Annotated in this window: 20 protein-coding genes and 1 pseudogene; 16 read left to right on the top strand and 5 right to left on the bottom strand. The window is 59.8% G+C overall.

The annotated features are described in order from the left end of the window. The first annotated feature begins 3 nt into the window (after positions 1-3). The 6 genes from nuoI to nuoN all read left to right on the top strand — a co-directional run bounded on the left by nuoI (position 4) and on the right by nuoN (position 6318). Positions 4-546, top strand: coding sequence for an NADH-quinone oxidoreductase subunit NuoI (gene nuoI / locus LA04_RS17585; RefSeq protein ID WP_003861491.1), 543 nt, complete (start codon positions 4-6; stop codon positions 544-546). A gap of 10 nt (positions 547-556) precedes the next feature. Further along, positions 557-1111: an NADH-quinone oxidoreductase subunit J gene (gene nuoJ, locus LA04_RS17580; protein ID WP_023312534.1), complete on the top strand. Its 555-nt coding sequence runs from the start codon at positions 557-559 to the stop codon at positions 1109-1111. After that, on the top strand, positions 1108-1410 hold the full coding sequence (gene nuoK / locus LA04_RS17575; protein WP_003861496.1) for an NADH-quinone oxidoreductase subunit NuoK: 303 nt from the start codon (positions 1108-1110) through the stop codon (positions 1408-1410). The genes nuoJ and nuoK overlap by 4 nt, the downstream gene beginning before the upstream one ends. After that, a complete protein-coding gene (nuoL, locus tag LA04_RS17570) occupies positions 1407-3248 on the top strand; it encodes an NADH-quinone oxidoreductase subunit L (RefSeq protein WP_047652565.1) in 1842 nt (613 codons plus the stop codon). Before nuoK ends, nuoL begins: the two co-directional genes overlap by 4 nt. 76 nt (positions 3249-3324) lie before the next feature. Then, entirely contained in the window at positions 3325-4854 is a 1530-nt protein-coding gene (gene nuoM / locus LA04_RS17565; protein WP_023312532.1) for an NADH-quinone oxidoreductase subunit M, read from the top strand. Between the two features lie 6 nt (positions 4855-4860). Further along, positions 4861-6318, top strand: coding sequence for an NADH-quinone oxidoreductase subunit NuoN (nuoN, locus tag LA04_RS17560; RefSeq protein WP_047652564.1), 1458 nt, complete (start codon positions 4861-4863; stop codon positions 6316-6318). Between the two features lie 85 nt (positions 6319-6403). On the opposite strand, the gene LA04_RS17555 is transcribed toward nuoN, so the two are convergent. Then, entirely contained in the window at positions 6404-7405 is a 1002-nt protein-coding gene (locus tag LA04_RS17555) for a chemotaxis protein (RefSeq protein ID WP_047652563.1), read from the bottom strand. After that, positions 7380-8180: pseudogene (rnz, locus tag LA04_RS17550) on the bottom strand (ribonuclease Z); the annotation flags it as partial. The gene LA04_RS17555 and the pseudogene rnz, both read right to left, overlap by 26 nt. A 71-nt stretch (positions 8181-8251) precedes the next feature. Between rnz and LA04_RS17545 the strand changes: the two are divergent. The 10 genes from LA04_RS17545 to LA04_RS17500 all read left to right on the top strand — a co-directional run bounded on the left by LA04_RS17545 (position 8252) and on the right by LA04_RS17500 (position 18120). Then, on the top strand, positions 8252-8713 hold the full coding sequence (locus tag LA04_RS17545; RefSeq protein ID WP_047652562.1) for a GNAT family N-acetyltransferase: 462 nt from the start codon (positions 8252-8254) through the stop codon (positions 8711-8713). A gap of 53 nt (positions 8714-8766) precedes the next feature. Next, positions 8767-9072, top strand: a complete 306-nt coding sequence (gene elaB / locus LA04_RS17540; RefSeq protein ID WP_008500219.1) for a stress response protein ElaB — start codon at positions 8767-8769, stop codon at positions 9070-9072. A gap of 86 nt (positions 9073-9158) precedes the next feature. After that, the gene (menF, locus tag LA04_RS17535; protein ID WP_047652561.1) at positions 9159-10454 is read left to right on the top strand and encodes an isochorismate synthase MenF; all 1296 of its coding nucleotides are present in this window, start codon (positions 9159-9161) and stop codon (positions 10452-10454) included. Positions 10455-10542: 88 nt separating this feature from the next. After that, positions 10543-12213 (top strand): 2-succinyl-5-enolpyruvyl-6-hydroxy-3-cyclohexene-1-carboxylic-acid synthase, encoded by a 1671-nt coding sequence (menD, locus tag LA04_RS17530; protein WP_047652560.1) that lies wholly within the window; start codon positions 10543-10545, stop codon positions 12211-12213. Then, positions 12210-12986, top strand: a complete 777-nt coding sequence (gene menH / locus LA04_RS17525; RefSeq protein WP_047652559.1) for a 2-succinyl-6-hydroxy-2,4-cyclohexadiene-1-carboxylate synthase — start codon at positions 12210-12212, stop codon at positions 12984-12986. The genes menD and menH overlap by 4 nt, the downstream gene beginning before the upstream one ends. Further along, positions 12983-13840, top strand: coding sequence for a 1,4-dihydroxy-2-naphthoyl-CoA synthase (menB, locus tag LA04_RS17520; protein WP_023312524.1), 858 nt, complete (start codon positions 12983-12985; stop codon positions 13838-13840). Before menH ends, menB begins: the two co-directional genes overlap by 4 nt. Beyond that, positions 13840-14805, top strand: coding sequence for an o-succinylbenzoate synthase (gene menC / locus LA04_RS17515; protein ID WP_047652558.1), 966 nt, complete (start codon positions 13840-13842; stop codon positions 14803-14805). Before menB ends, menC begins: the two co-directional genes overlap by 1 nt. Further along, the gene (menE, locus tag LA04_RS17510) at positions 14802-16163 is read left to right on the top strand and encodes an o-succinylbenzoate--CoA ligase (protein WP_047652557.1); all 1362 of its coding nucleotides are present in this window, start codon (positions 14802-14804) and stop codon (positions 16161-16163) included. The genes menC and menE overlap by 4 nt, the downstream gene beginning before the upstream one ends. Positions 16164-16287: 124 nt before the next feature. Further along, positions 16288-16827, top strand: a complete 540-nt coding sequence (locus LA04_RS17505) for a YfaZ family outer membrane protein (protein WP_029740927.1) — start codon at positions 16288-16290, stop codon at positions 16825-16827. Positions 16828-16920: 93 nt separating this feature from the next. After that, the gene (locus LA04_RS17500; RefSeq protein WP_047652556.1) at positions 16921-18120 is read left to right on the top strand and encodes a nicotinamide mononucleotide deamidase-related protein YfaY; all 1200 of its coding nucleotides are present in this window, start codon (positions 16921-16923) and stop codon (positions 18118-18120) included. A gap of 33 nt (positions 18121-18153) precedes the next feature. Here the strand turns inward: LA04_RS17500 and glpC are convergent, their stop codons facing one another. Genes glpC through glpA form a run of 3 tightly spaced genes read right to left on the bottom strand, consistent with a single transcriptional unit; the run spans position 18154 to position 22176 of the window. After that, complete coding sequence (glpC, locus tag LA04_RS17495; RefSeq protein ID WP_047652555.1) at positions 18154-19344, bottom strand: anaerobic glycerol-3-phosphate dehydrogenase subunit GlpC; 1191 nt, start codon at positions 19342-19344, stop codon at positions 18154-18156. Next, positions 19341-20558 (bottom strand): glycerol-3-phosphate dehydrogenase subunit GlpB, encoded by a 1218-nt coding sequence (glpB, locus tag LA04_RS17490; RefSeq protein ID WP_047652554.1) that lies wholly within the window; start codon positions 20556-20558, stop codon positions 19341-19343. The genes glpC and glpB overlap by 4 nt, the downstream gene beginning before the upstream one ends. Further along, entirely contained in the window at positions 20548-22176 is a 1629-nt protein-coding gene (glpA, locus tag LA04_RS17485) for an anaerobic glycerol-3-phosphate dehydrogenase subunit A (RefSeq protein ID WP_047652553.1), read from the bottom strand. Before glpA ends, glpB begins: the two co-directional genes overlap by 11 nt. Positions 22177-22280: the final 104 nt, after the last annotated feature.

Raw genomic sequence — 22280 nt, 5'->3', positions numbered from 1 at the left:
ACCATGACCTTAAAAGAATTACTGGTAGGCTTCGGTACCCAGGTACGCAGTATCTGGATGATCGGCCTGCACGCGTTTGCCAAACGCGAAACCCGGATGTACCCGGAAGAGCCGGTATATCTGCCGCCGCGCTACCGTGGTCGTATCGTGCTGACGCGCGACCCGGACGGTTCCGAGCGCTGCGTTGCCTGTAACCTGTGTGCGGTAGCGTGTCCGGTAGGCTGTATCTCTCTGCAGAAAGCAGAGACGGTAGACGGCCGCTGGTACCCTGAGTTCTTCCGCATCAACTTCTCACGCTGCATCTTCTGCGGTCTGTGTGAAGAAGCGTGCCCAACCACGGCGATTCAGCTGACTCCAGACTTCGAGCTGGGTGAGTACAAGCGTCAGGACCTGGTGTACGAGAAAGAGGATCTGCTGATTTCCGGTCCGGGCAAATACCCGGAATATAACTTCTACCGGATGGCGGGTATGGCAATCGACGGCAAAGATAAGGGTGAAGCAGAGAACGAAGCTAAGCCTATCGACGTCAAGAGCCTGTTACCGTAAGGAGAGGGCAATGGAATTCGCTTTTTATATCTGTGGCCTTATCGCCATCCTGGCTACGCTGCGAGTGATTACACACACCAATCCGGTGCATGCGCTGCTGTACTTAATCATCTCCCTGCTGGCTATTTCCGGAGTGTTCTTCGCACTGGGCGCGCACTTCGCCGGTGCGCTGGAAATCATCGTCTACGCCGGGGCCATTATGGTGCTGTTCGTGTTCGTGGTGATGATGCTGAACCTGGGCGGCTCTGAGATTGAGCAGGAACGTCAGTGGTTAAAACCGCAGGTGTGGATCGGCCCGGCAATTTTGTCGGCCATCATGCTGGCGGTGATTGTTTACGCCATTCTGGGCGTCAACGATCAGGGCATCGACGGCACGCCGATCGGCGCTAAAGAGGTCGGTATTACCCTCTTTGGACCATACGTTCTGGCGGTTGAACTGGCCTCAATGCTGCTGCTGGCTGGTCTGGTTGTTGCTTTCCACGTTGGCCGCGAAGAGCGTGCTGGCGAGGTGCTGAGCAACCGCACTGACGACCGCGCGAAAAGAAAAACGGAGGAGCGCGCATGATCCCCTTAACACATGGACTGATCCTCGCTGCGATTTTATTCGTTCTGGGTCTGACCGGTCTGGTTATCCGCCGCAATCTGCTGTTTATGCTGATCGGTCTGGAAATCATGATTAACGCCTCCGCGCTGGCCTTCGTGGTCGCCGGAAGCTACTGGGGCCAGACCGATGGTCAGGTGATGTACATTCTTGCCATCAGCCTCGCGGCTGCCGAAGCGAGTATTGGCCTGGCGCTGTTGCTGCAGCTCCATCGTCGCCGCCAGAACCTGAACATCGATTCAGTAAGTGAGTTGCGTGGATGAACATGCTTGCCTTAACCATTATTTTTCCGCTGATTGGCTTCGTGCTGCTGGCGTTTTCTCGCGGCCGCTGGTCTGAGAATCTGTCTGCGACCGTGGGCATTGGCTCCATCGGCCTGGCTGCGCTGGTAACAGCGTATGCAGGTATCGACTTCTTTAACAACGGGCGTCAGCCTTTCGGCGTGCCGCTGTGGACCTGGATGTCGGTCGGTGATTTCAACATCGGCTTCAACCTGGTGCTGGACGGCCTCTCGCTGACCATGCTCTCCGTGGTCACCGGCGTTGGCTTCCTGATCCACATGTTCGCCTCCTGGTATATGCGCGGTGAAGAGGGTTACTCCCGCTTCTTCGCCTATACCAACCTGTTTATCGCCAGCATGGTGGTTCTGGTGCTGGCCGATAACCTGCTGCTGATGTATCTGGGCTGGGAAGGCGTAGGTCTCTGTTCTTACCTTCTGATCGGTTTCTACTACACCGATCCGAAGAATGGCGCAGCGGCCATGAAAGCGTTCGTCGTGACCCGCGTGGGTGACGTCTTCCTCGCTTTCGCGCTGTTCATTCTTTACAACGAACTGGGCACGCTGAACTTCCGCGAAATGGTGGAACTGGCGCCGGCACACTTCGCTGCAGGCAACAATATGCTGTGGTGGGCAACGCTGATGCTGCTGGGTGGCGCCGTGGGTAAATCCGCGCAGCTGCCGTTGCAGACGTGGCTGGCCGACGCGATGGCGGGTCCAACCCCTGTCTCCGCGCTGATCCACGCCGCGACCATGGTAACCGCCGGTGTTTACCTGATTGCGCGTACCCATGGCCTGTTCCTGATGACCCCGGAAATTCTGCATCTGGTGGGTATCGTCGGTGCGGTCACGCTGGTGCTGGCAGGCTTTGCCGCGCTGGTGCAGACCGACATCAAACGCGTTCTCGCGTATTCCACCATGAGCCAGATTGGCTACATGTTCCTGGCGCTGGGCGTTCAGGCGTGGGACGCAGCCATTTTCCACCTGATGACGCACGCGTTCTTTAAAGCGCTGCTGTTCCTCTCGTCTGGTTCCGTGATTCTGGCCTGCCATCACGAGCAGAACATCTTCAAGATGGGCGGACTGCGTAAGTCCATCCCGCTGGTTTATGTCTGCTTCCTGGTGGGCGGCGCGGCGCTGGCGGCACTGCCGCTGATCACCGCGGGCTTCTTCAGTAAGGACGAAATCCTTGCGGGTGCCATGGCGAATGGTCATATCAATCTGATGGTTGCGGGTCTGGTCGGTGCGTTCATGACCTCCCTGTATACCTTCCGTATGATTTTCATCGTATTCCACGGTAAAGAACAAATTCATGCTCACGCAGGGAAGGGGATTACCCACCACCTGCCGCTGATTGTGCTGCTGGTACTGTCCACCTTCGTTGGCGCGATGATTGTGCCGCCGCTGCAGGGCGTACTGCCAGACACCACCGAGCTTGAGCACGGTCGCGTTCTGACGCTTGAAATCACCTCCGGTGTGGTCGCTATCGCGGGCATCCTGATCGCTGCATGGCTGTGGCTGGGCAAACGTACGCTGGTGACTGCCGTTGCCAACAGTGCGCCGGGCCGTCTGCTGGGCACCTGGTGGTACAACGCGTGGGGCTTCGACTGGCTGTACGACATGATCTTCGTTAAGCCGTTCCTGGGCATTGCGTGGCTGCTGAAGCGCGACCCACTAAACAGCCTGATGACTATCCCGGCGATCCTTTCCCGCTTTGCAGGTAAAGGCCTGCTGTATAGCGAGAACGGTTACCTGCGCTGGTATGTAGCGTCAATGAGCATCGGTGCGGTTGTCGTGCTGGCGCTGCTGATGGTGTTGCGTTGATCGTTAAGTGAATTTTATTCGAATTCGTTGAAAATCAGGCCCCTGCTGGGGGCCTTAAAAAGGAATGTAAATCGCCATGTTACTACCCTGGCTAATATTAATTCCCTTCATCGGCGGCTTCCTGTGCTGGCAGACTGAACGCTTTGGCGTGAAGATGCCGCGCTGGATCGCGCTGATCACCATGGGATTGACGCTCGCGCTTGGTCTGCAACTGTGGTTGCAGGGCGGTTACTCACTGACCCAGTCTGCGGGCATTCCGCAGTGGCAGTCTGAGTTCATCCTGCCGTGGATCCCGCGTTTCGGCATTACGATCCACCTGGCGATTGACGGTCTGTCGCTGCTGATGGTGGTGCTGACCGGTCTGCTCGGCGTTCTGGCGGTACTTTGCTCCTGGCGAGAAATCGAAAAATACCAGGGCTTCTTCCACCTGAACCTGATGTGGATCCTGGGCGGCGTGATCGGCGTGTTCCTTGCCATCGACATGTTCCTGTTCTTCTTCTTCTGGGAGATGATGCTGGTGCCGATGTACTTCCTGATCGCGCTGTGGGGCCACAAGGCGTCCGACGGTAAAACGCGTATCACGGCGGCAACCAAGTTCTTCATCTATACCCAGGCGAGTGGCCTGGTGATGCTGATTGCCATTCTGGCGCTGGTGTTTGTTCACCACAACGCGACCGGAACCTGGACCTTCAACTACGAAGATTTGCTGAAGACGCCAATGTCCCACGGCGTTGAATACCTGCTGATGCTGGGCTTCTTCATCGCGTTCGCGGTGAAAATGCCGGTCGTTCCGCTGCACGGCTGGCTGCCAGACGCGCACTCTCAGGCACCAACGGCGGGTTCCGTTGACCTGGCGGGCATCTTGCTGAAAACGGCTGCCTACGGTCTGCTGCGTTTCGCACTGCCGCTGTTCCCGAATGCCTCCGCAGAGTTCGCACCGATTGCCATGTGGCTGGGTGTGATCGGTATCTTCTACGGTGCCTGGATGGCCTTCACGCAGTACGACATCAAGCGTCTGATTGCCTATACCTCCGTTTCCCACATGGGCTTCGTGCTGATTGCTATCTACACCGGCAGCCAGCTGGCGTACCAGGGCGCGGTGATCCAGATGATTGCGCACGGTCTGTCCGCAGCCGGCCTCTTCATCCTGTGCGGCCAGCTGTACGAACGTCTGCATACCCGCGACATGCGTATGATGGGCGGCCTGTGGAGCAAAATTAAATGGCTGCCAGCGCTCTCCATGTTCTTCGCGGTTGCCACCCTGGGGATGCCGGGTACCGGTAACTTCGTCGGCGAATTTATGATTCTGTTCGGCAGCTTCAAAGTGGTACCGGTGATTACCGTGATCTCCACCTTTGGTCTGGTGTTCGCTTCCGTGTACTCGCTGGCGATGCTGCACCGCGCATACTTCGGTAAAGCGAAGAGCGAAATTGCTGCACAAGAACTGCCGGGGATGTCGCTGCGTGAGCTGTTCATCATCCTGCTGCTGGTCGTACTGCTGGTGCTGCTGGGCTTCTTCCCGCAGCCGATTCTGGATACCTCGCACAGCGCGATGGGTAACATCCAGCAGTGGTTTGTTAATTCTGCTTCTACTACAAGGCCGTAATTCGCCATGACAATAACTCCACAACAACTGATCGCGCTGCTACCGCTGCTGATCGTCGGATTGACGGTGGTGGTTGTGATGCTCTCCATTGCGTGGCGACGCAATCACTTCCTGAATGCCACGCTGTCGGTCATCGGCCTGAACGCCGCGTTAGTCTCTCTCTGGTTTGTTGGCCAGGGTGGGGCGATGGACGTCACCCCGCTGATGCGCGTTGACGGTTACGCCATGCTGTATACCGGTCTGGTGCTGCTGGCGAGCCTGGCAACCTGTACCTTTGCGTACCCGTGGCTCGAAGGCTACAACGACAACAAAGAAGAGTTTTACCTGCTGGTTCTGATTGCCGCGCTGGGCGGCATTCTGCTGGCGAATGCGAACCACCTGGCCGCGCTGTTCCTCGGTATTGAGCTGATCTCTCTGCCGCTGTTCGGCCTGATTGGTTACGCCTTCCGTCAGAAGCGCTCCCTGGAAGCAAGCATCAAGTACACCATTCTGTCTGCTGCTGCGTCCTCGTTCCTGCTGTTTGGTATTGCGCTGCTGTACGCACAGTCCGGTAACCTCTCCTTTATGGCGCTCGGCAAGAGCCTCGGTGACGGCATGCTGCATGAGCCGCTGCTGCTGGCAGGTCTGGGCATGATGATTGTTGGCCTCGGCTTCAAACTCTCACTGGTGCCGTTCCACCTGTGGACGCCAGACGTATACCAGGGCGCTCCGGCTCCGGTGTCGACCTTCCTGGCGACGGCGAGCAAAATCGCTATCTTCGGTGTGGTCATGCGTCTGTTCCTGTACGCGCCGGTTGGTGACAGCGAAGCGGTTCGCGTGGTGCTGGGCATTATCGCGTTCGTCTCCATCATCTTCGGTAACCTGATGGCGCTGAGCCAGACCAACATCAAGCGTCTGCTGGGCTACTCGTCTATCTCTCATCTGGGCTACCTGATGGTGGCGCTGATTGCGCTGCAGAGCGGTGAGATGTCGATGGAAGCCGTGGGCGTCTATCTGGCCGGTTACCTGTTCAGCAGCCTCGGTGCCTTCGGCGTGGTGAGCCTGATGTCCAGCCCGTACCGTGGCCCGGATGCCGATTCACTGTTCTCCTACCGTGGTCTGTTCTGGCACCGTCCAATTCTGTCCGCGGTAATGACCGTGATGATGCTCTCTCTGGCGGGTATCCCGATGACGCTGGGCTTTATCGGTAAGTTCTACGTGCTGGCCGTCGGTGTGCAGGCGAACCTGTGGTGGCTGACTGCAGGCGTGGTTATTGGCTCCGCGATTGGTCTGTACTACTACCTGCGCGTGGCCGTGAGCCTGTACCTGAGCGCGCCTCAGCAGCTCAACCGTGATGCCCCAACCAACTGGCAGTACAGCGCCGGCGGTATTGTGGTGCTCATCTCCGCACTGCTGGTGCTGATCTTCGGTATCTATCCGCAGCCGCTGATTGATATCGTGCAGCGAGCGATGCCGCTGATGTAAAAACAAAAAACCCGCCTCGGCGGGTTTTTTAATGGTTTTCTCCCTCTCCCCGTGGGAGAGGGACGGGCACCAGCCCGCACCAGACTTAAGCCAGCTGCTTGCGGCTAATCAACGGCCCGTCAATCTTCTTCATCGAGCGGTCCAGCACTTCCTCAATCACTGACGACAGTTCGTTCAGCTCAAACTTCGCCACATACCCGTCCGCCTTCACCTTGCGAATATGGTCTTCGTTGGCGTTACCGGAAAGGGAAGAGTGGATCACCACCGGAATGTCCTTCAATATCGGGTCGGTTTTGATTTTGCGCGTCAGCGTAAAACCGTCCATCTCCGGCATTTCAAGGTCGGTCAGCACCAGGGCGATCTTATCGGTGATGGGAACCCCCTCAGCCTGCGCCTGCGCGGCCAGAACCCCAATTTTCTCCCACGCGTCTTTGCCGGTGATATGCAGCTGCGCGGGGATCTCCATCGCCTGCAGACCTTTTTCCAGCATCGAGCGCGCCACCTTGGAATCTTCCGCGACGATGGCGACAGCGCCCGGTTTGATATGGAATTTGGTTGTCTTTAGATTCGTGGCGTGCAGATCGTGATTGGCCGGAGTGATGTCATACAGGATCTGCTCAACGTCCAGCACCATCGCCAGATCGTTGGTATCGGTCTTCTCGTCAAGACACGCAATGCTGGTGATGTAGCGACCGCTGACGGCGGTTTCCGCCGCATGCACCTGCTTCCAGTCCAGACGCATGATGTTCTCAACCGATTCCACGGCAAACGCCTGCACGCTGCGTGCGTATTCGGTGATCAGCAGGATGTTCAGCCCGGTGGTAGGCTTACAGCCCGCCACGGCGGCCAGGTCAATCACCGGGATCACCTGATCGCGAATATTCACCATTCCCATCAGCGGTGACTTCATCCCGGCGGGTTTCGTGAACTCCGGCATCGGCACAATTTCACGCAGCTTAAAAACGTTAATGCCAAACAGCTCGGATTTATTTTCGTTAAGAGAGGTGCCAAGACGGAACAGCAACAGTTCAAAACGGTTCGACAGGGTCAGATTCGCCCTGTATGAGCCTCCCGACGCCCGCGTCACGGGCAAGCTGCGCCGCCTGACGCGTGGAGCTGTGGCCCCGGCTGTTGGCTTTCTCTTCCATCGCCGTTTCAAGCGTCGCTTCATGCACCATCACGTCCACGCCCTGGGCCAGCGTGAGCGCCGCCGGGCACGGGGCCGTATCGCCAAAAATCGCCAGCTTTTTGCCGGGCTGCGGTGCGGCGAGATAATCCCGGCCGTTAATGACGCGTCCGTCCTCCAGCGTGACGGTCTCTCCGTGCTTCAGACGCTGGAACAGCGGCCCGGGTTTTACGCCGTCTGCCATCAGCGCGGCGGCGTCCAGCGAGCCGGGTTTTTCATGCGCCTCAATGCGGTAGCCATAGCACTCCACAGGATGATTGAGCGGTTGAGCGGTAACCCGATAATCCCCGTCATCGAATACCAGGCCTTCGGTAATCTCAATGACCTCCAGCGGATAATCCGTCCACGACCCGCTCAGACGCAGCGTAGTTTCTACAAATTCACGAATACCCGCTGGCCCGTAAATCGTCAGCGGGTTGGCGTTACCGGCCATCGAGCGGCTGCACAGCAGGCCGGGAAGGCCAAACAGGTGGTCGCCATGCAGATGGGTGATAAAAATTTTATCCAGCTTGCCGGGGTGATAAGCGGTGTGTAACAGCTGATGCTGCGTCCCTTCACCGCAGTCAAACAGCCACAGCCCGCCGCGGGTGGGATGCTTAAGATCCAGCAGGATCGCCGTCACGTTCCGTGAGCGGGTTGGCACGCCAGCGGACGTACCCAGAAAAATCAGTTCCATAACGCAATCAGCCCTTTGCCGAACGGGGAGGGGTTTAGTATAACGTGATGGACCCCAGGAAGGAGACTGACATGATCCAGTGGCAAGATTTACATCATAGCGACCTCACCGTAAATGAACTTTACGCGCTGCTTAAACTGCGCTGTGAAGTATTTGTTGTAGAACAGACCTGCCCGTATCAGGACATCGACGGCGATGACCTCGTTGGTGAGAACCGCCATATCCTCGGCTGGCGGGATAACGAGTTGGTGGCGTATGCGAGGATTCTGAAAAGCGAAGACGATTTTGAGCCCGTGGTGATTGGTCGGGTCATCATCAGCGGCAACGCGCGGGGTGAAAAACTGGGCTATCAGCTGATGGAAAAAACGCTGGAGGCGTGCCGGAAACAGTGGCCGGACAAGGCGTTATATCTGGGCGCGCAGGCACACCTGCAGTCCTTCTACGGCCACTTTGGTTTTGCGCCGGTGACGCAGGTCTACGATGAAGATGGCATTCCGCACGTCGGCATGGCGCGGGAAGTGAAACAGGCGTAATGGCATGTCGTTGGCTATAGTTAGCGGACTGGTGCACTAACATGGAGAAAACTATGTCATTTCAATCCTGGGATACCCGTATCGACGACGACCTGGCCTTGCTGAGCGAAACGCTGGAAGAGGTGTTACGTTCCTCGGGCGACCCTGCCGATCAGAAATATATTGAGCTAAAAGCCCGTGCCGAGCAGGCGCTGCATGAAGTGAAAAACCGCGTCAGCCATGCGTCTGATACCTACTACTACCGTGCCAAAAAAGCGGTGTACCGTGCCGATGATTACGTGCATGAAAAACCGTGGCAGGGTATTGGCGTGGGGGCTGCCGTAGGGCTGGTGCTGGGGCTGCTGCTGGCCCGTCGTTAAGCCGCTTAACCACTCCCTATACGTGGGTACTGCTATTTATGGCCAGTACCCCGTATAATACGAGGTTTTAACAGGGAGAGGTTCGCGTGAATTCGATTTTCCTCGCGCTGGAGCAACTGCGTACCCAGCTTTCGCAAGCGTTACCCGCAGCACCCGGCATACGTCATTTCGACGTCTCTTTCCCGTTAAACGACGCCTTCGATCCCCTCGCATGGCTTGGCGAGCAGCGGTGCTATCCGCAGTTTTACTGGCAGCAGCGTAACGGCGATGAAGAGCTGGCCGCGCTGGGGGCGGTCAACCAATTTTCCTCTCTGGCATTAGCCTCGCAGTTTTTGCGCGAGCAAAATGCGGCAAGTGATACTCGTATCTGCGGCCTGAACGCCTTTAACCCCGAACAGGGGAGCCTATTTTTACCGCGACTGCTCTGGCGACGTATCGCCGGCAACGCCACGCTGCGCCTTCAGCTCTGGAGCGACCACTCGCTTGTGGAGGATGCCCGCGCCGCGCAGGATTTTTTACAGCAGCTCCGTCCTGCGAGATCTATCCGTCCGCTCTCCGTTCAGGTTGAGCACGAAACCCATCAGCCGCAGCAGGCCGAATGGCTGAAACTTATCCGCAGGGCGACGGAGACCATCGCGCGCGGTGAGTTTGAAAAAGTGGTTCTCGCCCGGGCAACCGATCTGCAGTTCTCGCAGCGCGTTAACCCTGTCGCGCTAATGGCCGCCAGCCGCGCCCTGAATTTACATTGCTATCATTTCTGCATGGTATTTGACGCCAGCAACGCGTTTCTCGGCTCTACGCCCGAGCGTCTCTGGCGGCGGCGCGGCAAGCTGCTGCGCACGGAAGCGCTCGCTGGCACCGTCGCCAGCCATAGCGATGATAGCCAGGCGCAGCGTCTCGGCGAGTGGCTGCTGAATGATGATAAAAACCAGCGCGAAAATATGCTGGTGGTGGAAGATATCTGCCAGCGTCTTCAGCACTCTACACAGACGCTTGAGGTACTGCCCCCCCAGGTGGTACGCCTGCGTAAGGTGCAGCATTTGCGCCGCTGTATCTGGACCGAGCTCAAACAGGCCGACGACGAGCAGTGCCTGCTCATGTTGCAGCCGACCGCGGCCGTTGCCGGATTACCCCGACAGCTCGCGCGCGAGTTTATCCAGAAGGTTGAACCCTTTAACCGCGAGTGGTACGCCGGTTCGGCCGGGTACTTATCCCCCGAACAGAGTGAGTTCTGCGTGGCGCTGCGCTCCGCGCGCGTTCAGGAGGACTCCCTGCGGCTCTACGCCGGCGCCGGTATTGTCAGCGGGTCTGACCCGGAGCAGGAGTGGCAGGAGATTGAAAACAAAGCCGCCGGATTGCGCTCTCTGCTCCTAAGGGATTAATACATATTCGCGCAATCCCGATTCATATCAAAATTCCAATTTTTTCTATTATTTATACTGTGTCGCATTCTTGATACCGGACAATCTCATGTCAGTAAGTTCTTTTAACCGACGCTGGGCGGCGGTGATCCTTGAAGCCCTGACGCGCCATGGCGTCAGGCACGTGTGTATTGCGCCGGGTTCTCGCTCCACGCCGCTGACGCTGGCGGCCGCAGAAAACCGGGCGTTGATTCACCACACCCACTTTGATGAACGCGGCCTCGGCCATCTGGCGCTGGGGCTGGCGAAGGTCAGCAAAGAACCTGTGGCGGTGATCGTCACCTCCGGTACCGCCGTGGCGAACCTCTATCCGGCCCTGATTGAAGCCGGATTAACGGGTGAAAGACTGATCTTACTGACGGCCGATCGTCCCCCTGAGCTTATCGACTGCGGCGCCAATCAGGCCATTCGCCAGCCGGGGCTCTTTTCTTCGCATCCTTCGCAGACGATTTCGTTACCGCGTCCCACCCAGGATATTCCGGCAAGCTGGCTGGTCTCCACTGTCGATCACGCCATGGAGACGTTGCGCAGCGGGGCGCTGCATATCAACTGCCCGTTTGCCGAGCCGCTGTACGGCGAGCTGGACGACACGGGTCTTGACTGGCAGCAGTCTCTCGGCGACTGGTGGCAGAGTGAAAAACCGTGGCTGCGCGAGCAGACGCATCTTGAGAGCGCGAAGCAGCGCGACTGGTTCTTCTGGCGGCAGAAGCGCGGCGTGGTGATTGCCGGTCGCATGAGCGCCGCCGAAGGCAAGCTGGTCGCTGAATGGGCGCAAACTCTCGGCTGGCCGCTGATTGGCGACGTGCTTTCCCAGACCGGTCAGCCGCTGCCGTGTGCCGACCTCTGGCTGGGTAACGCGAAAGCGGTCACCGAGCTTGCGCAGGCGCAGATTGTGGTCCAGCTTGGATCGAGTTTGACCGGCAAACGGTTACTGCAGTGGCAGGCCACCTGCACGCCGGAAGAGTACTGGCTGGTGGACGCGCTGGAAGGACGGCTTGACCCGGCGCACCACCGCGGCCGTCGTCTGGTCAGCAGTATCGACGCCTGGCTGACGCTTCATCCGGCTGAGAAACGCAAGCCCTGGGCGGTGGCCATCCCGGACCTTTCGCGCCAGGCGTGGGAACTGACCAAAGCGCACTGTGAAGCGTTTAGCGAAGCCGGGCTGGCGCACCGCATTCGCCAGTACCTGCCTGAACAGGGGCAGCTGTTTGTCGGCAACAGCCTCGTCGTGCGGTTAATTGACGCTTTCTCGAAGCTGCCCGCGGGCTACCCGGTGTACAGCAATCGTGGCGCCAGCGGCATCGACGGGCTGATCTCTACGGCGGCGGGCGTGCAGCGCGCTAGCGCGAAATCGACCCTGGCGATCGTGGGCGATCTCTCCGCGCTCTACGATCTTAACGCGCTGGCGCTGCTGCGTCAGGCGTCAGCCCCGTTTGTGCTGATTGTGGTCAACAACAACGGCGGGCAGATTTTTTCCCTGTTGCCAACGCCTCAGAGCGAGCGCGAGCGTTTCTATCTGATGCCGCAGAACGTGCAGTTCGAACACGCCGCGGCGATGTTCAGCCTGCAATACCACCGCCCGGAAAGCTGGGAACAGCTGGAGGCGGCGTTAAGCAGCGCCTGGAAACAGCCGGGCGCGACGCTGATTGAGCTGGTGGTGAACGAGGCTGACGGTGCGCAGGCCCTGCAAAGCCTGCTGGCGCAGGTGAGCCAGCTGTGATCCTCTCTGGCGTGCGGCAGGCTGGCAAACCCGGCTATCCCTGGCTGGTCTTTTTGCACGGTTTTTCGGGCGACCGCCGCGAGTGGCAGAGGGTCGGTGAAGGGCTCGACGATTATCCCCGGCTCTATCTGGATCTGCCGGGTCACGGTGGATCCAGGAATCTGGGCGTGACGGGGTTTGACGAGATGAGCACGTTGCTCACGCGAACCCTTCTTAGTTACAACATACTGAAGTTCTGGCTTATCGGGTACTCCCTCGGCGGCCGTATTGCGATGTTCCATGCCTGCCAGCAGCCGAAGGGGCTGCTCGGGGTGATTGTTGAAGGTGGACATCCGGGCCTGCAGGATGCCGATGCGCGAAATGCGCGGCTGGCGTCCGACCGCCGCTGGGCAACGCGTTTTCGCACCGAACCGCTGGATAAGGTGTTCGCTGACTGGTACCAACAGCCCGTGTTCGCCTCCCTTACGAACGCCCAGCGCGAGGCGCTTATTACCCTGCGCAGTCAGAACAACGGCGCGACGCTAGCGATGATGCTCGAGGCGACCTCGCTGGCCGTGCAGCCGGATTTGCGTGCCGCGCTTAGCGCACGCGATTTCTCTTTTGATTATCTCTATGGCGAACGTGATGAGAAGTTCGCGGCCCTTGCCGCGGAAGTGAACGCCGTTCGCCATGCCATTCCAGACGCCGGACACAATGCCCACCGGGAAAACCCCGATGCGGTTATCGCGAGTCTGGCTCAGATACTGCGTTATCGAATAAAGGACACTCTATGATCTACCCTGATGAAAACATGCTTTACGCCCCGGTTGAATGGCAGGACTGCTCCGAAGGCTACACCGACATTCGTTACCACAAATCCACCGACGGCATTGCCAAAATCACCATCAACCGTCCGCAGGTGCGTAACGCCTTCCGTCCGTTGACCGTGAAAGAGATGATTCAGGCCCTGGCGGATGCGCGCTACGACGACAACATCGGCGTGATTGTTCTGACCGGCGAAGGCGACAAAGCGTTCTGCTCCGGTGGCGATCAGAAAGTGCGCGGCGACTACGGCGGATACCAGGACGATGCGGGTACCCACCACCTGAACGTCCTCGATTTCCAGCGTCAGATCCGCACCTGTCCAAAACCGGTGGTGGCGATGGTAGCGGGCTACTCCATCGGCGGCGGTCACGTGCTGCACATGATGTGCGATCTGACCATCGCCGCAGAAAATGCCATCTTCGGCCAGACCGGTCCGAAAGTGGGATCCTTTGACGGCGGCTGGGGCGCCTCCTACATGGCGCGCATCGTCGGGCAGAAAAAAGCCCGCGAAATCTGGTTCCTGTGCCGTCAGTACAACGCCCAGGAAGCGCTGGATATGGGCCTGGTGAATACCGTGGTGCCGATTGCCGATCTCGAAAAAGAGACCGTTCGCTGGTGCCGTGAAATGCTGCAAAACAGCCCGATGGCGCTGCGCTGCCTGAAGGCCGCGCTCAATGCCGACTGTGACGGTCAGGCGGGTCTGCAGGAGCTGGCGGGCAACGCCACCATGCTGTTCTACATGACCGAAGAGGGTCAGGAAGGGCGCAACGCGTTTAACGAAAAACGTCAGCCGGACTTTAGCAAATACAAACGGAACCCGTAATGCGTCGCGCGCAGGTTTACCGCTGGCAGATACCGATGGACGCGGGCGTGGTGCTGCGTGAACGGCGGTTAAAAACCCGTGACGGCTTCTTCGTGCATCTGCAGCAGGGCGAGCGGGAAGGCTGGGGCGAGATTTCTCCTCTGCCGGGATTTAGCCTGGAGTCGCTGGATGACGCGCAGTCTGTATTGCTGGCGTGGGCAGACGCGTGGCGTGAGGGGGCGGATCCGGCGTTGCCGGACGTGCCTTCCGCGGCTTTTGGCATCAGCTGCGCGCTGGCGGAGCTGGACGGTAGCCTGCCTGAAGAGGCTAACTACCGTGCGGCACCGCTTTGCACGGGCGATCCGGACGAACTGTTCGCGCTGCTCTCCGCCATGCCGGGCAAGAAAGTGGCGAAAATTAAAGTCGGTCTCTACGAGGCGGTGCGCGACGGCATGGTCGCTAACCTGCTGCTGGAAGCGATCCCCGACCTTCATCTGCGTCTGGACGCTAACCGCGCCTGGACGCCGCTCAAGGCGCAGCAGTTCGCAAAGTACGTCAATCCGGCGTACCGCAGCCGCATTGCCTTCCTCGAAGAACCGTGCAAAACCCGCGACGATTCGCGCGCGTTTGCCCGCGAAACGGGGATTGCCATCGCCTGGGATGAAAGCCTGCGCGAGGCCGATTTTGAATTTGTCGCCGAGCCCGGCGTCAGTGCGGTGGTGATTAAACCGACGCTGACCGGTAGCCTGGCGAAGGTGCGCGAGCAGGTCGCGGCGGCGCACGCCTTAGGGCTGACGGCGGTCATCAGCTCGTCGATTGAGTCCAGCCTGGGGCTGACCCAGCTGGCGCGCATTGCCGCCTGGTTAACGCCGGATACCATCCCTGGTCTCGACACGCTGAACCTGATGCAGGCTCAGCTTCTTCGCCCGTGGCCGGACAGCGCGCTGCCGCGCCTTGATGTCGCGTCGCTGGAGCCGCTGCGATGAGTTTTTCCGACTGGCCGTGGCGGCACTGGTGCACGCAGTTTGCCAATAAACCGGCCCTGAGGCTGAACGACGAGGTGCTCAGCTGGCAACAGCTGTGCGCGCGCATCGACAGCCTTGCGGCGGGCTTTCATCGTCAGGGCGTGGAGGAGGGCGACGGCGTGCTGCTGCTGGCCCATAATCATCCGCACACCCTGCTGGCGTGGCTGGCGCTGCTCCAGTGCGGGGCGCGTATTCTTCCCGTGAATCCGCAGCTGCCGCGTCCGCTGCTGGACGTGCTGCTCCCGCAGATGACGCTGCGCTTTGCGCTGGTGCTGGACGGTACCTGCGACGGTCTTCCTGCCCTGAGCATGCGCGGGGCAGCCGATGCGTATTGCGCTGCCTGGCAACCGGCGCGGCTGGCGTCGATGACGCTAACCTCCGGCTCCACCGGGCTGCCGAAAGCGGCAGTGCATACCTGCGAGGCCCATCTTGCCAGCGCGCGCGGCGTGCTGGCGCTGATGCCCTACGGCGAAGACGACGACTGGCTGCTCTCGCTGCCGCTGTTTCACGTTTCCGGCCAGGGGATTTTATGGCGCTGGCTGCAGGCCGGCGCGCGGTTAACCGTGCGCGAGAAACAGCCGCTGGCGCAGGCTTTGCGCGGCTGTACGCACGCTTCGCTGGTGCCGACCCAGCTCTGGCGTCTGCTTAATGCCCACCAGCCTGTTGCACTGAAAGCGGTGCTGCTGGGCGGTGCCGCCATCCCTGTTGAATTGACGCAGCAGGCGCGCGAGCAGGGAATTCGTACCTTCTGCGGCTACGGCCTGACCGAGTTTGCCTCTACCGTCTGCGCGAAAGCGGCGGACGGCGAGCCGGACGTAGGCTATGCGCTGCCGGGCAGAGAGGTGCAGGTGGTTAACGGCGAGGTCTGGATCCGGGCGCAGAGCATGGCCTCAGGCTACTGGCGGGACGGCGAACTGGTTCCGCTGACCAACGCGCAGGGATGGTTCGCCACCCGCGATCGCGGTGAATGGCATGACGGTCGCCTGACGATCCTGGGCCGCATGGATAACCTCTTTTTTAGCGGCGGAGAAGGGATCCAGCCGGAGAGCCTTGAGCGCGTTATCGCCCGCCATCCGCAGATTAACCAGGTGTTTATCGTCCCGCTGGACGATGCCGAGTTCGGGCAACGCCCGGTGGCGGTGGTGGAGTGCGAGCCGGGAACGGATATCACCTGTTTACCCGACTGGGTCAGGGACAAGGTGGCGCGTTTTGAGCAACCCGTCCGCTGGCTGCTGTTGCCGACCGAACTCAAAAATGGCGGCATTAAAGTCTCGCGCCGCGCGTTGCAGCAGTGGGTGAACGCCTCGCTGAAGGGATAATAGCCGTTTCAAATAATTACAATCTACTGACCTGCCGCACGCAGAGTGCTTGATCCCCGGGAGACTCCGGTTAAAATCTCGCGGTTTTGGGACTTCTTTATAATAATTGTGTGGGATCACGACAATGAAAAAAGTGGCATTAGTGGGCTTCGGCCTGATGGTTGTATCTGCGGCGGCGAACGCCATCAGCATTAACGGCTCGGCGGGTCAGGATTATACCCATCTGGGTTTTGGCATGGGTACCGAGACATCCGGTCTGGCGATGACTGGCGGCTGGACGCATAACGATGACGACGGTGACGCGGCAAGCCTCGGCCTGGGTCTGAACGTTCCTCTTGGCCCGTTCCTGGCCACCGTCGGCGGTAAAGGTATCTACACCAACCCAAATGACGGTGACGAAGGGTACGCGGCGGCAGTGGGCGGCGGCCTGCAGTGGAAAATTGGCGACAGCTTCGGCCTGTTTGGTGAGTACTACTATTCGCCGGATTCCCTCTCAAGCGGTATCGAAAGCTATGAAGAGGCCAACGCCGGCGCGCGCTGGACCATCATGCGTCCAATTACCATCGAAGCGGGCTATCGCTATCTGAACCTGGCCGGTAAAGACGGAAACCGCGACAACGCGTTGGCCGACGGCCCGTACGTGGGCGTCAGCGCAGGCTTCTAATCACTCCGGCGCGGCGTTCTGTCGCGCCAGTTTCTCTCTTCTCCACCCCGCGTTTGCGCTATAGTGTTTTGACCAAATAAGCGGGAGAACATAATGATTAACGTGGAGATGTTATCCACCGGCGACGAAGTGCTGCATGGACAAATTATTGATACCAATGCTGCCTGGCTTGCCGATCTTTTCTTTGAGCAAGGATTACCGTTAACGCGCCGCAATACGGTGGGCGACAATCTTGAGTCGCTGGTCGCTATTCTGCGCGAGCGCAGCGAACGCTGCGACGTGCTGATTGTGAATGGCGGACTCGGCCCCACCGGTGACGATCTCAGCGCGCTGGCCGCCGCGACCGCAAAAGGCGAAGGGCTGGTGCTGGACGAGGCGTGGCTCTCGCAGATGGAGCGCTTTTTCTCCGAACGTGGCCGCGTCATGGCCCCCAGCAACCGCAAACAGGCTGAAATTCCCGCCAGCGCCGAGCTGGTCGATAACCCGGTGGGTACCGCGTGCGGGTTTGCCATGCAGCTGAACCGCTGCCTGATGTTCTTCACGCCGGGCGTGCCCTCAGAATTTAAAGTGATGGTCGAGCAGCAGATCCTGCCGCGCCTTCGCGATCGTTTTACCCTGCCTGAACCGCCGCTGTGCCTGCGTCTGACCACCTTTGGCCGCTCGGAAAGCGATCTGGCCCAGAGCCTTGACCCTCTCCCGCTGCCGCCGGGCGTCTCCATGGGCTACCGCTCCTCCATGCCGATCATTGAACTTAAGCTGACAGGCCCGGCCGAGCAGAAAGAGGCGATGCTGGCCCTGTGGCCCGAGGTGCAGCGCGTGGCGGGCGAAAGCCTGATCTTTGAAGGCACGGAAGGGCTTCCGGCGCAGATTGCGACGCATCTGCAGTCGCGTCAGCTGAGCGTGACCTTAAGCGAGCAGTTCACCGGTGGCCTGCTCGCGCTGCAGCTGTCGCGCGTCAACGCGCCGCTGCTCGCCAGCGAAGTGGTGCCGTTCCAGCAGGAGACTCTGGCGCAGACCGCCCGCTGGGCGTCCGAGAGAAGGGTGAAGCATTTTGCCGGTCTGGCGCTGTTTGTCGGCGGGCTGGACGAGGAATACCTTAACTTCGCGCTGGCGACGCCGGAAGGCACCTGGGCCCTGCGGGTAAAAATGAGTATCACCCGCCACAGCCTGGCGGTGCGTCAGGAGGTTTGCGCGATGATGGCGCTGAACATGCTGCGCCGTTGGCTGAACGGTAAAGAGGTTGCCAGCGAGCACGGCTGGATCCATGTGGTCGAGTCGCTGTTTATCGAGTAAACCCAGTGCCGGGGCCTTTCACCCCGGCACTGTTCAGCCCAGCGCCTTCGCCAGCAGGCTGATTGGATGTTCGCAGCGCTTGCCGGTGGACATCTCAATCTGCCACTTGCAGGTTTCGCAGTCCGTTACCACGATATCCGCGCCGCTCTCTTCAATCTGACGGAACAGCGGGGCGCCGATCGCCTGCGACGTTTTGTAGTTTTCACGCTTAAAGCCATAGGTTCCCGCAATCCCGCAGCAGCGCGAATCCAGCACCGTCAGCTCCAGGCCCGGAATTAACCGCAGCAGCTCAAGCGTATAGAGCGACCAGCCCATTTTCTCCATATGACACGGCGTGTGATACACCACTTTCAACGGTAATGTCCCCAGCGGCAACGTCTGCCCGCTATCCAGTTTGCGCCACAGGAAGCGTGTCGCCAGCTCGATGTGCTCGCGCAGGCCGGTATTATCCACGTCCAGCAGATGCGGGTACTCATCGCGCAGGGTGAAGGTACAGGTGGACGAGGTCGCCAGCACCGGAATACCTTTATCGACAATCGCTTCGCGCAGTGACGTGACATTGCTCTGAGCCTGCCTGCGCGCTTTATCGGTAAACCCGTTGGCGATCAGCGGTACGCCGCAGCACTTCTCTTTGTTCAGTAACTGAACGCCTGTTCCCATGGCGTTTAGCACCTTCAGCAGATCTTTACCCAGCTGCGGGTGGTTGTAATTCACATAGCAGCCGTGGAAAAAGGCCACCTGGTCGGCATACTTCGCTTGTTCCGCCGCGACGGATTTGTACCAGCGGCGGAAGGTGCCGTGAGAATATTTCGGCAGGCTGCGGTGATGGTCTATCTTCAGCGTCGCATCCAGCAGCTGGCGCACCGGTTTGAGAGAGGTCGCGGCATTCACCAGCGGGGCAAAGGGCGTCGAGACGCTGCCCATCAGATCTGTGTGGCTCAGAATAGCGTCACGCAGCGTCGGCTTTTGCGTGCTGTAGCGCGCCCGGGCGCGCTGGATGATATCGCCGATTTTCACATCCGACGGGCAGGCGACTTCGCAGCGTTTGCAGTTGATGCAGTATTTCAGCGCCTCGTCGTAAAGCTTGCCGTCCTTCAGGCGCAGACGCTCGCCGTCCGGCCCGGCCTGCTTTGGCCCGGGATAGCGTGGGTTCACCCCGCTCACCGGGCAGACGGTGGTACACACCGTGCATTTAATGCAGCTTTCAAAACGGGTATCGTTCATTGTTCAGCCTCCGCGCGCTGGCTAATCTGCTCTGCCACATACAGCGCCGTGACGGCGCAGACCCCGCCACCGCATCCCTGGGCAATGGGATCGTAACCGCCCAGCAGCGAGCCGATTGCAAAAAGATTACTGACGGGCTTACCAGAAAGTTGCGGATGCAGCTGGTTATCGACAATCACGCCGAACTGCTGCCAGGGCTGCGGCGAGAAGAAATCACTCTGATACCAGTCCGCGCGGGAGGCTCGCTGGCGAACATCCAGCCCCATAATGGCTTCCCGGATGCCCTCCCGGCTGCTCAGCAGCCCGTTGCTGAAGAAACTGCCGCTTGCCAGCACCGTATAGCGGGCGCGAAGCGGAATATCCTCGTGGTTTCGCGTCCAGATTTCGCTTACCGCGCCGTCCACCAGCGTAATTTTCTTCACCTCATCCCCCGCCATCCACACGCCGCCCTGGGCAACAAACTGGCGCTGGAGCTGGGTGTGCAGGCGAATGCCGGGGACGGAAGGGGGCAGGGTTGGCAGGAGGCCGAGCGTGCAGGGCAGACGATCCGAGAGCCAGCGCCAGAGACGGTTGTCGCGTAAACCAAAGCAGGCGGGCATTAGCAGGGCGTCACAGCTGTCGCTGAGCGGCCTGAGTGCGTCATACAGCAGCGGCCATTTGTCCTCGTTATCCAGAAAACGGGCGATATTCACCGCGCGAAACTCGCTCGGGTTGTCGCGCAGGACATCCAGCTCAGGCAGCTCAATTTCTGCCGTTTCGGCATTGACGCCCTGGCGACAAAGCGACGCCGCCGCGAGATGGGGCTGAAAATCCAGAAAGCCGCTAATACCCACGACCCGCACGCGTGCGGCGTTGAAGGGAGCAACGGGCACTTCTTCCGGGCTGAGCCAGGCAGAGCGCAGGGTGCCGAGCGGCGTAACGCGCTGGTGATTGAACCTGGCGCTGCCCTGCAGACGCGCGCCGCACTCCGCCAGCAGCGCTTCGGTTTCCAGCGCAAAGCGGTCAATATGCTGGGCGCCAATCAGGTGATACGGGTGCTCCGGCGGGAGCTTATCGCGGTACGCTTCGTCCACCAGATCCAGAGAGCCCGACGAGAAGTGCAGGGCGCTCTGCCCCCGGGTGATAATGGCGCAGCGCAGTCCCTGCTTCGTGAGCCTGATGCCGCAGAGCAAGCCAGCCAGCCCGCCGCCGACAATCACGGTATCAAATTTCATCGTGTTGCTCCTTCTCCAGACCGCAAAGCCCCTGGTAGACCCAGCGGGTAAACTCGCTTTCGCGCAGGGCATCGCCCCAGGCGACAGGCTGAATGCCTTTCCAGCGCTCGTTTAAAAACGCGCTGAGCTGATCGAGCGACTGGGTGGCGGTGGTGGTATGAAAACGCTGCAGCAACCCGGCGGCACGACAGGCGCACAGCTCGCCCTGACAGGTCCCCATTCCGACGCGGGTGCGGCGGCGGAGATCGAGCAGGCTGTTGACCGTCAGGTTCTCCACCGCGTACTGCACCTCACCGGCCGTCACGGCTTCGCACTCGCACACCAGGCTGCGGCTCAATCTTCCTTCACCAAGCCACGGTGGCGTTCTGTCGCCGTGGCGGTATACCGCGGATCCGCGCAGCGGCGCGGGCAGGGAGATGATTTTTTGCAGCGTTTTTTCGGTGGACTGACGTGAGCCGGGCAGAGCTTGTTCTGCCGTCACGCATCGTTCGGTATTGCCCAGCTTGCGGCAGACGGCGTCGGTCGCCCACTCGGCCATCAGGCGGTAGGTCATCAGCTTGCCGCCGGTGATGGTGATAAACCCGTCCATACCGTCGCGCTCGGCGTGATCGAGCAGCACGATGCCCCGGCTGACGTTACGCCCGCTCGGGTCGTTGTCGCTGGCAACCAGCGGACGCACACCCGCGTAGGCGCGCAGAATACGCGTCTGGGCCATCACCGGGGCCAGTTTTTCCCCTTCGCGCAGCAGGACGTCGACTTCTTCGGCGGTCACGCGGTTGTAGTCAATCTCGCTGTAGTCGACGTGGGTTGAGGTGGTACCGATTAACGAAATGGTGTCGCCCGGTACCAGGATATCGGCATCAGACGGTTTGCGGCAGCGGTTAATCACGTGGTTATTGATGCGGTGGTCGAGGATTAGCAGCGAGCCTTTCGCCGGGAACATGCGCACCGACAGGTCCGCGTATTCCGCGATGCGCTGCCCCCAGATCCCCGCCGCGTTGACCACCACGGCGGCATACAGCTCGCTGTGTTCGTTATATTGCGTATCAAGGATCCGCACGCCGCAGATACGATGACCTTCACGGATAAGCCCGGTCACTTCGTGCCCGGTCAGAATGCGTGCGCCATGCTCGCGGGCGTCCAGCATATTGGCGGCGGTCAGGCGGAAGGGATCAACGGTGCCGTCAGGCACTTTCACCGCGCCGATAATCGCCGGGTTAACAGACGGTTCCAGCCGTCGCGCCAGCGTCGGGTCCATGGCCTCAGCCTGAATGCCTGCCGCAGTGCAGGCGGTAATAAAGGTGTCCTGAAAGGTGAGGTCATCTTCGGGAAGAGTAATAAAGAGGCCGTCGGTCGGCTCAATGCAGTGGCGGGCGATACGCTTGAGGATCTGGTTTTCAGCAATACATTCGCGTGCGGATTCACCGTCGGTAACCGCATACCGCGCGCCGCTGTGCAGCAGGCCATGGTTACGCCCGGTTGCGCCCGTGGCGATATCGTGGCGCTCCAGCAGCGTGACGCTTAAGCCGCGAAGGGCGCAGTCGCGTGCGATCCCGGCGCCGGTTGCGCCACCGCCAATGATTATCACATCGCTGTAGCGAGGATCGTGAATGGTCATTGTTTACCCTCTATGTTCGTTTTTCTATCATTTAGCCATATCAATAGTGTGGTTTGTTTGATTTCGAACATAAACGCGCGAAATTCGAAAGTGAAACGTGATTT

This window comes from Enterobacter sp. UCD-UG_FMILLET (assembly GCF_000762975.1).
In the GTDB taxonomy this organism is placed as follows: Bacteria; Pseudomonadota; Gammaproteobacteria; order Enterobacterales; family Enterobacteriaceae; genus Enterobacter; species Enterobacter dykesii.
The sequence above is the reverse complement of the archived record's forward strand: the minus strand, read 5'-3'. Positions and strand labels throughout refer to the sequence as shown.

What these genes read in the sequence shown, in the direction of transcription:
- LA04_RS17545 (WP_047652562.1), top strand. Translation starts at nt 8,252, where the DNA reads ATGATCCAGTGGCAAGATTTACATCATAGCGACCTCACCGTAAATGAA.
- glpA (WP_047652553.1), bottom strand. Translation starts at nt 22,176, where the DNA reads ATGACCATTCACGATCCTCGCTACAGCGATGTGATAATCATTGGCGGT.
- nuoI (WP_003861491.1), top strand. Translation starts at nt 4, where the DNA reads ATGACCTTAAAAGAATTACTGGTAGGCTTCGGTACCCAGGTACGCAGT.
- nuoJ (WP_023312534.1), top strand. Translation starts at nt 557, where the DNA reads ATGGAATTCGCTTTTTATATCTGTGGCCTTATCGCCATCCTGGCTACG.
- nuoK (WP_003861496.1), top strand. Translation starts at nt 1,108, where the DNA reads ATGATCCCCTTAACACATGGACTGATCCTCGCTGCGATTTTATTCGTT.
- menD (WP_047652560.1), top strand. Translation starts at nt 10,543, where the DNA reads ATGTCAGTAAGTTCTTTTAACCGACGCTGGGCGGCGGTGATCCTTGAA.
- elaB (WP_008500219.1), top strand. Translation starts at nt 8,767, where the DNA reads ATGTCATTTCAATCCTGGGATACCCGTATCGACGACGACCTGGCCTTG.
- nuoM (WP_023312532.1), top strand. Translation starts at nt 3,325, where the DNA reads ATGTTACTACCCTGGCTAATATTAATTCCCTTCATCGGCGGCTTCCTG.
- menE (WP_047652557.1), top strand. Translation starts at nt 14,802, where the DNA reads ATGAGTTTTTCCGACTGGCCGTGGCGGCACTGGTGCACGCAGTTTGCC.
- LA04_RS17500 (WP_047652556.1), top strand. Translation starts at nt 16,921, where the DNA reads ATGATTAACGTGGAGATGTTATCCACCGGCGACGAAGTGCTGCATGGA.
- glpB (WP_047652554.1), bottom strand. Translation starts at nt 20,558, where the DNA reads ATGAAATTTGATACCGTGATTGTCGGCGGCGGGCTGGCTGGCTTGCTC.
- nuoL (WP_047652565.1), top strand. Translation starts at nt 1,407, where the DNA reads ATGAACATGCTTGCCTTAACCATTATTTTTCCGCTGATTGGCTTCGTG.
- nuoN (WP_047652564.1), top strand. Translation starts at nt 4,861, where the DNA reads ATGACAATAACTCCACAACAACTGATCGCGCTGCTACCGCTGCTGATC.
- glpC (WP_047652555.1), bottom strand. Translation starts at nt 19,344, where the DNA reads ATGAACGATACCCGTTTTGAAAGCTGCATTAAATGCACGGTGTGTACC.
- menC (WP_047652558.1), top strand. Translation starts at nt 13,840, where the DNA reads ATGCGTCGCGCGCAGGTTTACCGCTGGCAGATACCGATGGACGCGGGC.
- menB (WP_023312524.1), top strand. Translation starts at nt 12,983, where the DNA reads ATGATCTACCCTGATGAAAACATGCTTTACGCCCCGGTTGAATGGCAG.
- LA04_RS17505 (WP_029740927.1), top strand. Translation starts at nt 16,288, where the DNA reads ATGAAAAAAGTGGCATTAGTGGGCTTCGGCCTGATGGTTGTATCTGCG.